11 protein-coding genes, 4 pseudogenes and 1 riboswitch are annotated in these 9,379 nt (G+C 40.6%); of the genes and pseudogenes, 5 read left to right on the top strand and 10 right to left on the bottom strand.

From position 1 onward, the window contains the following. On the top strand, positions 1–212 hold a 212-nt coding region (locus tag V7L01_RS35220), incomplete at its 5' end, for a hypothetical protein (RefSeq protein WP_335043007.1). Positions 213–418: 206 nt separating this feature from the next. On the opposite strand, the gene V7L01_RS35215 is transcribed toward V7L01_RS35220, so the two are convergent. The 4 genes and pseudogenes from V7L01_RS35215 to V7L01_RS35200 all read right to left on the bottom strand — a co-directional run bounded on the left by V7L01_RS35215 (position 419) and on the right by V7L01_RS35200 (position 2,488). Further along, positions 419–859: a hypothetical protein gene (locus V7L01_RS35215; protein ID WP_335043006.1), complete on the bottom strand. Its 441-nt coding sequence runs from the start codon at positions 857–859 to the stop codon at positions 419–421. Further along, positions 843–1,052: pseudogene (locus V7L01_RS35210) on the bottom strand (GTP-binding protein); the annotation flags it as partial. The pseudogene V7L01_RS35210 and the gene V7L01_RS35215, both read right to left, overlap by 17 nt. Positions 1,053–1,188: 136 nt before the next feature. Further along, a complete protein-coding gene (locus tag V7L01_RS35205; protein WP_335043005.1) occupies positions 1,189–2,190 on the bottom strand; it encodes a methyltransferase domain-containing protein in 1,002 nt (333 codons plus the stop codon). Positions 2,191–2,212: 22 nt separating this feature from the next. Then, positions 2,213–2,488 carry a hypothetical protein gene (locus V7L01_RS35200; RefSeq protein WP_335043004.1) on the bottom strand — a complete coding sequence of 92 codons (276 nt, stop codon included), beginning with the start codon at positions 2,486–2,488 and terminating at the stop codon, positions 2,213–2,215. Positions 2,489–2,530: 42 nt separating this feature from the next. On the opposite strand from V7L01_RS35200, the gene V7L01_RS35195 reads away from it, so the two are divergent. After that, complete coding sequence (locus V7L01_RS35195) at positions 2,531–2,764, top strand: hypothetical protein (protein WP_335043003.1); 234 nt, start codon at positions 2,531–2,533, stop codon at positions 2,762–2,764. Positions 2,765–2,862: 98 nt separating this feature from the next. Continuing rightward, a riboswitch (cobalamin riboswitch) is annotated at positions 2,863–3,005 on the bottom strand. 352 nt (positions 3,006–3,357) lie between these two features. Here V7L01_RS35195 and V7L01_RS35190 read toward each other — a convergent pair. Both V7L01_RS35190 and V7L01_RS35185 read right to left on the bottom strand, forming a co-directional pair. Beyond that, positions 3,358–3,840 carry a HEAT repeat domain-containing protein gene (locus tag V7L01_RS35190; protein WP_335043002.1) on the bottom strand — a complete coding sequence of 161 codons (483 nt, stop codon included), beginning with the start codon at positions 3,838–3,840 and terminating at the stop codon, positions 3,358–3,360. 936 nt (positions 3,841–4,776) lie between these two features. Continuing rightward, entirely contained in the window at positions 4,777–5,286 is a 510-nt protein-coding gene (locus V7L01_RS35185) for an NmrA family NAD(P)-binding protein (protein WP_335043001.1), read from the bottom strand. Here V7L01_RS35185 and V7L01_RS35180 point away from each other — a divergent pair. Together V7L01_RS35180 and msrA are read left to right on the top strand one after the other, a co-directional pair. Then, positions 5,278–5,643 (top strand): LysR substrate-binding domain-containing protein, encoded by a 366-nt coding sequence (locus V7L01_RS35180; RefSeq protein ID WP_335042999.1) that lies wholly within the window; start codon positions 5,278–5,280, stop codon positions 5,641–5,643. The two genes, V7L01_RS35185 and V7L01_RS35180, sit on opposite strands and share 9 nt — an antisense overlap. A gap of 383 nt (positions 5,644–6,026) precedes the next feature. After that, the gene (gene msrA / locus V7L01_RS35175) at positions 6,027–6,518 is read left to right on the top strand and encodes a peptide-methionine (S)-S-oxide reductase MsrA (protein WP_335042997.1); all 492 of its coding nucleotides are present in this window, start codon (positions 6,027–6,029) and stop codon (positions 6,516–6,518) included. Between the two features lie 49 nt (positions 6,519–6,567). Here the strand turns inward: msrA and V7L01_RS35170 are convergent, their stop codons facing one another. The 3 genes and pseudogenes from V7L01_RS35170 to V7L01_RS35160 form a co-directional block, all read right to left on the bottom strand. Next, the gene (locus tag V7L01_RS35170) at positions 6,568–6,894 is read right to left on the bottom strand and encodes a peptide-methionine (S)-S-oxide reductase (RefSeq protein ID WP_335043008.1); all 327 of its coding nucleotides are present in this window, start codon (positions 6,892–6,894) and stop codon (positions 6,568–6,570) included. Between the two features lie 21 nt (positions 6,895–6,915). Beyond that, positions 6,916–7,443 (bottom strand): annotated as a pseudogene (locus tag V7L01_RS35165) (IS630 family transposase); the annotation flags it as partial. A gap of 169 nt (positions 7,444–7,612) precedes the next feature. Next, positions 7,613–8,140 carry a DM13 domain-containing protein gene (locus V7L01_RS35160; RefSeq protein ID WP_335042995.1) on the bottom strand — a complete coding sequence of 176 codons (528 nt, stop codon included), beginning with the start codon at positions 8,138–8,140 and terminating at the stop codon, positions 7,613–7,615. A gap of 441 nt (positions 8,141–8,581) precedes the next feature. Between V7L01_RS35160 and V7L01_RS35155 the strand changes: the two are divergent. Next, a pseudogene (locus tag V7L01_RS35155) lies at positions 8,582–8,665 on the top strand (Rieske 2Fe-2S domain-containing protein); the annotation flags it as partial. Between the two features lie 104 nt (positions 8,666–8,769). Here the strand turns inward: V7L01_RS35155 and V7L01_RS35150 are convergent. Then, positions 8,770–9,379: pseudogene (locus V7L01_RS35150) on the bottom strand (AIPR family protein); the annotation flags it as partial.

Below are 9,379 nucleotides of genomic sequence, written 5' to 3'. Positions count from 1 at the left end.
TAATAATACTTGCTTATACGTGTTTGTTTATTGATGATGCCTGCGGTGTGCGTAGCGATCGCCTTTTTGGAAAAACTTTTTGGTTTACTGATAAGGCACAACTGTATTCAGAATTTGATAAGTTGCCCGCAAGTCCCTGCTGTTCATGTAAGGACTCAGGACAAAATCCGACTTTTTCACTGCGGTTTCCATTAAATAAAACTTTCTCCTAGCGGCTGAAGTTCTTTTTGGGGTAAGTTGAAATAACTGGTAGCATTGACTTGACAGCGCCGCCTAATGTAGGATAGCGCACCTCCTACAAACGGAGATAGTCGGAATTTGTGAGTCCCATATAATAATCTATCGCCGCATTTTGATAGCAAGTAGGTTTCGGAATCTTGCTTAATTGTGGTTTGAGCATTGAGGAATAAAGTAAGTATTAGGGCATTAAGCTTGGTTGAAATTCTGACCAACGCTTGCAAACTTGTTCGTAGCAATCGGGTGGAGTAATTTTTAATTGGTGTAAAAAAGTAACCTCAATCTGAGGTTCAACTTTTAGTACCAGAAGAATATCTTGATGGGGATTGTATGTTGCGACTGCTGGGAAAATGGATGAGATTATAGATGAGTTCAGTGATTGCGATCGCAAGTAAAACCCAATTAGATCGCAGGGGAGAAACTGGAGGGTGAAGGGAACTGTATCAAAGTTTGTAATTGTCGACTGAGTAACTTGAGTATCTACATCACATAAGACAACTCCCCCTCCAAATGACTGAAATTCTTTCCATGCTGTGTAACCAATGACCAGCAGATTATTATGAATAAAACTATTTTGCCAGTAGCCAAAATTTCCTTGCCAGATACTATTGGATGGTCGCATTGACTTCCTCCCGTAGCAGCAATGGCTTAATGCGAACCTGCTCAAGCTCCCGTCCAATCAATACTAATTGCGTTTGATGGGGTTCCTGGGGTTGCCAAAGACGGTCATAAAAGTAGTCAAATCGATTACCAACACCCTGTAATACCAGACGGATAGCTTTCTTTGGAACTGCTACAAATCCCTTAATTCGATAATTCATAATTTATAATTCATAATTACATTTTGTGATGGGGATTTAGCTAGGCTTCAATTCTTTCTGCCTCTAGAAGTAGGGGACTTAAACCCCCAAACTTAGTTAAAATCCAAATATTCATAAATAGCTGCGATCGCTACCTAACCAAGCTTGAGGGATTTTGGTTGGCAAAGTTTCTGTCCATCAATTCTGTGCTTCCGTTTGCCCGCACAGCCCGGAACATTCCAAATCGACACAATCCTGCACCAAACGCCAAACGCATTAGTAAAAGCGTTGGTACCTCGCGCACAGATTTAATGAAACCAGACAGTCCAAAACGCAGCAATCCCTCTGGTCGAGACACTCCTTGCCAAATCGAATCGAACCAAGAAGGAAGGGTTTCTTGAGTCCAGTCTGCCGTAATTACCTCCCCCTCAACTAATTCTGTCGCCGCCAAAAGCTCGGAAAAGCCTTCAATGCTGGAAAAAGCTGGATGAGACCACTGATCGAGGAGTTGCTGCATTACTCGTTTCTCCCAAAAACTTAGCGGCTTTTGGCGGTCATCCCTCTGATTCCAGTCAGCTACAACCAACACTCCACCAGGCTTTAGCACCCGCATTAATTCTCTAGCAAAAACGGTTTTATCTGGCATGTGGGGGCCTGCTTCAATAGACCAAACGACATCAAAACTGGCATCTGGAAACGACAATGCCATTGCATCATCGACCGCAAATTGGGCGTTTAGCCCTTGGGGCGTTAACTCCTGGGCGCGGTTAACCTGAATAGGGCTGATGGTAATCCCTGTAACAGCAAACCCATAATCTCGCGCTAAAATCCGACTGCTGCCGCCAATACCACAGCCAACATCTAAGATGGTAGTACCAGGAGATAATTTTTCTATTCCACCCCATTTAGCCATTTCATGCACAAAATCAGATTTAGCAGCCAAAAAATCCTTACTTCGTGGTGGCGAACCGTAATGACCGAGGTGAATGTGTTCCCCCCAATAAAACTCTAGGATGCCGTCAAGCGTCCATTGATCGTAGGAATTGGCGACTGTGGATGAGGATTGGTACTTGCGGGCAGTTAGGAAATAAGCCGTAATTCCAATTACTAAAAGCATCAGAAAACCAATTACAGAATATAATAAAGTTGACATTTTTTTGAACGCTCCTGTACACCTATTTGAGTCGATCTAACGGTTTACTCATTGCTGCTCGTCCCGAATCAGACGAGCGATGTCGTAACCGCCCAAGGTCGGCGATGCCTACGGCGAGCGGAGCTAACGCAATATAAATCATCCTGTACATCGACATTGCAATGTTTTGAACATCTTGAATAATTTTCCCTTGAGGTAGACTGGGCTTATATTTGCCTTGACAGAGAGCCGTTTGTTTGACAAAGGGATGAATAGCAGTAGGAATCTTCCCAGTTCGGTGAAGATAGAATTTCGGCATGATAATTAACTGAAGTATTAATTTAGTAAATTAGCAATTTCTATGGGAAATTGGGAAAGTATCTGTTCAGTATTGTCACAGCGCTATGTACGTCATACACGCCATTTATTACCTGTTTTGAACAACTTCTATCTGTTAGTTAATACAGAGTTTTTTTGTTGCTGTGACTATATTTTAAGTGATACTCTCATCCTGGAGTGGCGATCGCGATCGCTGCATCTCAAGACACAACTTGTACCGGAAATTAATCGCTTACCCTCTCATAGAAAGTCGTAATCTGTAGCGGATTGATATGTGGAGCTATGAGAACGTAAAGCTGAGTAGTTGTAGAAATTTTCATAAAAATACTTATCTGTGCCTCGCAGATGTACAAAATTTACAAGTTCACTTCGGCGGGCATTCTGACTCACAAGGCAAGCCTTGATTACAGCTGCGGGACAGCGCCGGATTTACACCGGACTTTCCCCGTTTCCTCTAGCGGCTGTTCCCCACTAGAACCGAGATTCATCTGGATAATAACACAACTGCGATTTGCTTGCATAAAAATCAATGGGCGGTCTATATTTGCATTCGCTATTAATCGGGACAAGTCTCATTCTTTACCAAGCGTTTATTTTCTACTCAGCGTTGCAGGGTCGTTTCTTATTGCTTAGTAGATATCTTGCAAAACTAACAAATGCCAAAAATAGCTCGCTATTTTCTGAAATCAATTCTTATTGAGAGTCATCATTCAGATATCGCTTGTAGGGCGGCCGCATCATGTCAATAAGTAAGGTCTATTCTCAATAGAGCCAAGAATAATGTCATTAACCTTTGCTTATTGCGAAGAAATTAGGCGAATGAAAGAATAACGTCGATTCTGGCGCAGTTTATTTAAAGCTACTTCTGTTAGCTCGATCAACTCGCTGCCACAGTTCACGGTCTTCTCGATAAATAGCCAACGCTGCAATCGCATCTTTTGCATCAATATCTTTTCCTTGAGCCACTAGTGAAATCAGGTAATCTATTGCTTTATCTTGTCGCAACATCCCTATTGCTAGTAACAATGTGCGACGAAGTTCTACGTTTCTTGTTTGCTGCCAGCAATTTCTGAGAAGATCAAATGCTTCCTCTAATCGTGATTCACCCAACGTCAATGCTGCTAACTCACAGATTTGCTCCTTTGGGTCAAAAAGAAAACCAGCAACCATTGCAAGTGAATCAGTTGGAGCTAGTTGTAACAAAGCACTGAAGCACTCCGAAATCACCTGTAGTGCTTGATCGCCGATGCGGGTTTTTAAACGAAGTAAAGGTACGCCTTGGGGATTTCCTGTGTAGGCGATCGCTTTTGCATCGGTTGCTTTAACTATCATGGGGTGAAGTCCGGTGAACATTTTTTAGTCTGTGGTATATATCCTTTGGCATATTATTATTATTATGAAAATCGTCCAGACTTTATCAATCCATAATAACTGGCTAAACCGATAATTTGTGGCTCAAGTCATGGTCAGAATCATGACTTTTTTCATGAGTGATTGTGTCAGATATTTCTACAATAGTTGTATCTCATCAGATTGATATTGAGATTTTAAACCTCAAGTCTTATGTCGAAACACAAACTAATCCCTAATCATCACAATACCTTTCATATATGTAATTAGAAAGATATCGCTAATTTCTAAGTACTGCTGGAGATTTCTGGAATAATCATTATGCTTTGTGTAGTCAAATTACAATTCCAACTCAAACATTAATTGATGTTTTCATCAACTGAAGAGGGACTCATGATTAATCGGGCTATAGACATAATTTTCGTAGATTCATTTGCCTTTGTAATTAATATCACATTTGGAACACTGCTTCATACTAAAATATGCAATTATTCCTGGGAAGGGAAAACACCCTTTAATTCTAAACCTGAAGAGATTGGCTCTAATCCATCCATTTCAACGTTATCTTCTGAAGATATACATTAGAGTCTGTTTGAAAAGTCCAAGATAGTCCAAGATAGTTATAATTCATCATTCTGAACAAAACGAAGTGAAGCAAATAATCCCAATTTTTCGTTGGAATTGAGATGCTTTACTTCACTGCATTCAGTATGCCAAATATACTTTTAAAACAGACTCTAACTTCAAGGAGGCTCTTGAGGCAGAGGAGAAAGAATCTGCCACTATGAAAATGGGATAATTTATTTTCTGGAAGTCCCTAAGTAATCTCTAACGCTCGTAAAAAGTACTCAAATTTTGTCTCTTTACTCCCTCTGCTCCCCTGCTCCCCCAGCAATCAGAAAGCCTATTTCACGCGCTTTAATCTGGTTTTGTCCAGTCGTGGTCACGCAGATAGGATTCAAAGTCGCTTGAGGAAGGAAACTCACGTTTCAGCTGTGCTAAATCCGCTCCGTAGCCGACATTCTCAAACCAGCGATACATAATGGTCACTTCCTCCCCAGCTTGCTGCTCAAACGCTTCAAACGGAATTTGCTGGTATTCGACGGTTTTGCCCAACATGAGGCTGAACGCGGCAGCGATTTCTGGCATGGTCATCTCCACACTGGCGACTTCGATTTCGCGGTTCAAGAACTCGGCGGGGCGATCGAATACCTCAGCGACCATTGCTCCGTAATCTTCTTCAGAAAGTTGCTGCAATTTTGTTTCAGGACTGAGCGGTTGGGAGAGCGTGCCCTGCTCCATCATTGGACGCATTGAGGCGTAGTTGTAAAAGAAGAAAACTGGACGCATGATTGTGTAGGGCAAGCCCAGCGATCGAACGTACTCTTCGACTTGAAATTTACTGTACCCACAGAACTTTTGCAGCATCGCTGTGTCAACTTTATCTATCCACAGACTGGGCGAGAGCCTAAATGGAAGTTTGAACAAGATGGAAAAGCGATTGACCTTTGTGTTGAGAGTTATCTGCGATTCGATAATTCAGAAGTCATTTTAGAGGCAGTCATTCAAGGAGCCGGTGTAGTTCAATTTCCTAAATTTATCGCAGCCAAAGCGATCGCGCGTGGAGACCTCCAACCAATTCTTCAATCCTACGCGACCCAAGTTGGATTACCGATCTCCGTGTTGTACCCGCAAAAACGCTATCTCTGTGCTAAAGTTCGCGTCTTTGTTGAGTTTATGACAGAATTGATGGCTGCATTAAAGCGAGTTGATATTGTAGATTGAAAGCTATTTATTTAGAGACAGTAGGTGTTGCAGAAAATCTTCAGCAATTTGTCAAATCAATTCAAAATTACAAGACGCTCGTGGACTCGCTAACGCTGCGCTATCAGTGAGGGCAAGAAAAGAGCGAATTAATCAATTCAAAATTTTTGTTTTTTCTTAATTTTGAATTTTGAATTTTGAATTTCATTAAATGGTTAAACGGTAGAATCCATTTTTTCCAATTCTTAGATAATATTCAGTTTTATACCATACTCATCTCAGGATAATCTGTCACTCTAATAATTAAAACCAATCAGGCAATATTGAGAAAATATTTGCTTATAAAGTATCTGTCTGATTTGATGAGTTTCATTTAAAATTATCATAAAAGAGTTGTCAAAGATATGCAAAATGCTAATCTACAAAAAGCGACATTTGGAGCAGGCTGTTTCTGGGGAGTTGAAGCAGCATTTCGTCAAGTAAAGGGAGTAACTTCTACAGCAGTTGGTTACACTGGCGGACACTTTGAGAATCCAACCTATGAAGATGTCTGTAGAGGCAAAACTGGACATGCTGAAGCAGTGGAAGTGGAATACGATCCAGCAATAGTATTTTATGATGAACTGCTAAATGTGTTTTGGAATAAGCACAATCCCACAGAATCAAACCACCAGAGGCCAGATGTTGGTTATCAATATCGGTCAGTAATATTTTTCCACACTCCAGAGCAGGAATTATTAGCAAAAGCCTCCAAGGAGCAGCTTGAAAATAGTTCTCGTTATCACAAAAATCCAATTGTGACGGAGATTGTACCTGCATCGCAATTCTATAGAGCGGAAGAGTATCATCAGCAATATCGAAAGAAGCATGGACGAGCATCTTACAGGATAGGCTAATCTTTCACTGGTTCAAGGGGATGTTAAGAGTCGAATGCTGTAAATCCCCTTACTTGCTATACATATCAGGGAACTTTGCTTGAAGTTTAGCCAGCTTCGGCAAGTCATTCACTACCACATAGCGATCGCTCGGATGATGCACTATATAATTCTGATGGTATGCCGCAGCCTGATAAAAACTTTTCAAAGGATCTAATTTTGTCACAATCGGCTTGTTGAAGATTTGTGATTTGTTGAGTTGAGCGATATATTCTTGTGCAGCCTGTTTCTGCTCATCGTTAGCAAAAAAGAGCGCCGAACGATATTGCTTACCTGAGTCTGGGCCTTGTCGATTTAACTCTGTTGGGTTATGCGCTAAGTAAGTCGTGGAGAAAATTTATAACTATGTAACAAACAATTAAGGATAAGATTTAGAGTTAAATCTTATACGTTGTGTACTGTAATTTCCCTTCTCTGCTCTAGCTTTAACTCCATCAATCACAGCATAGGCAAGGTCTAACTCATCTTCAAAAGTTTTCGAGGCTAGTTCATCTTTTTTGAGGTGTTGCCACTCCAATTCAATCGGGTTCATTTCCGAACAATATTTGGGTAGAAAGAAGATGTACAAACCCATCTCTTCCCACTTTGTCCATAACTCCTGCACTTCTTTACATCGATGTATTGGACCGTTATCCTGCACTATGACTCTTATGCGTCCCGTTTTTTGTGCTTCTAGTGCTTCAATCTCCATCATTTGAATATAAGATTTGCGTGAAACGCCTCCAATTACCAGACCGTAAACGAAACTAATTAACGGTTGAAGAAAGCCAATAATACTTAACCTTCGACCTCGACGCTTGCTCTGCTCTAAACGTTTTTGTTTGCCTCGGAAGTAGTAGCTGTAACTCGGTTCACTCCAAGCACAAAACCCTGATTCATCTAGATACTTTTAGTGATGTTGGGCTATACCTGCGAAGATGCAGTAGTAGGTGGAGGAATAATTTCAAGACCATACCTCGGAGCCGCAGCCAGAAACGCGACTAAAGAAGCAACGTCTTGCGGTTGATCCAAGCGACCAAACGGAATATTTTTTACAATTTGTTGGTTAATATTTACTAACTCAAACTAGCAGCACCAAAAGTAGCATTAAACTTGCGACACCAGATAGCGATGGATTTGTAGTCTGCTAGATTGATGTTATGAGGAATGGAATATGTTTGAGCGCCACTATATTTTTGTAACGGAGCTAGGATAAAATAATCTCCGTTTTTTAAAGGATACGATGGTGGCTTAGTTGAATTAATCACGTTATCTGAACGATGTAAAATTACTACTAAATCTGGCCCTGATTCAGAAGTCTTAAATGACTCATCAAGCTCTAAAAATGATTTACCATCTTTAGTGGTAATACTAACTTTCCCTTGAGTTGTATGTTCTCCAGAAACAAATGTGCCTGACTTCATAGCATTTGAATCTAGAGATTGCGCTGAGTTGGCTAAAGGTTTCGCCTGAGTTGAAGACAGGGAGACAGATGTATTCACAGCTACAGGATTTTCATTCGCCTGGTTCTTTGAGACTTCGCGGACGCAGCCAACCATGACAAGAGAAGACAAGCCCAGTATTAATAAATATCTTAATTTCATAATTTCAATTCCTCAATGCATTAATCAGCAATATATCAGTTCTCGATCTAGTTAGGTACATTTTCAAAGATAATACCCTTGGTAATAAAGATTTGAATGTTCCCTAGTTATTTAGGAAACACTACATAGCTCTTGGCTCGAGCTTTAAACTGATTGTTACTTAAATAATTAATCTAAAAATGATAGATATATAAGAATTGATATCTAAAAAACTAATGTTTTCCTTAGAAAGTTCTTACAGATTTCTCAGCAAAATTTAAATTTTTAGGTTAGAGATGATTAAATGTAAACAACTATACACGGCTTTATCATATATGCTTTTTCAAATCTATAGCCAGACATAAACAAACTTTACCAGCAGCAGTGCTAGTTTAATCATATCCTGGAGGCTGAGGTAAAAAAAAGCACAGCAGAACTACGAGCAGCGCCGAGAAAAGTTGGGACTGTCCTTGTCACGGTTCATGTTTCAGTTCCAATGGGGAAGTTTTGCACAAACCGACAGTGAAAGATTTGAATAAATTTTAGCTTCAACTTAAAGTTACCTCACGTCTGCCCCTCCAGAGAGCGTGAGAGCAATTTTTGGGCGATGAGTCAATAAGTTCTTCAACGCCCGCCTATGATGGGTTCCATCATTTATTACCCGCTTGTAAACGCGCTTTTTTACCTTGTGTCACCTTGGATTCTTCTTCTTGCTTGCTGGAGTTAACCATTTTCACCAAGTGCTGGTTTAGATAACTCTGCGCTGAGATATACAAACTTTCCCAAATTTCTTGATTGCGGCTGATTTTTGTACCGACTGTATTTCCGGCTGTTTTCTCCGACACCAAATATTTGCGGAAGTAGTTATTCCACAAGTGTTGCAGGAAATCTTCAGCGAATTCGTTAAATGGCAGAATCCATTTATAGTCCTTGTCTAGAAATACCCGATAGGACGCAATTATTGGTAATGCCAGGTCAGTCGGCGCACCAAACCCAAAAGAGTATTTGCTATCAGGCAGAAGCGTAGTTTTACGTATATCTATTGATGCTAAATCGTTAGCACCCTTTCTTCTAGGGTTGCTGATATAGTCTTGGATTATTTCGTAGAGTCTTTGCTCTATCCACAGAGCATGAGTCAAGAGAGGCAGTAGGGCGGTTAATCTTCCTCTTTCTGCGTCTGTGATGTTACTTGGAAGACTCATCCCTGCTGGGTGTTTGGTTCGTTTATTGCCGTCAGGGTTGTATTTATTTCTGTCGAGG

Origin of the sequence: Nostoc sp., from assembly GCF_036917095.1 — a bacterium.
In the GTDB taxonomy this organism is placed as follows: domain Bacteria; phylum Cyanobacteriota; class Cyanobacteriia; order Cyanobacteriales; family Nostocaceae; genus Nostoc.
This window is presented reverse-complemented; position numbering and strand designations above follow the sequence as displayed.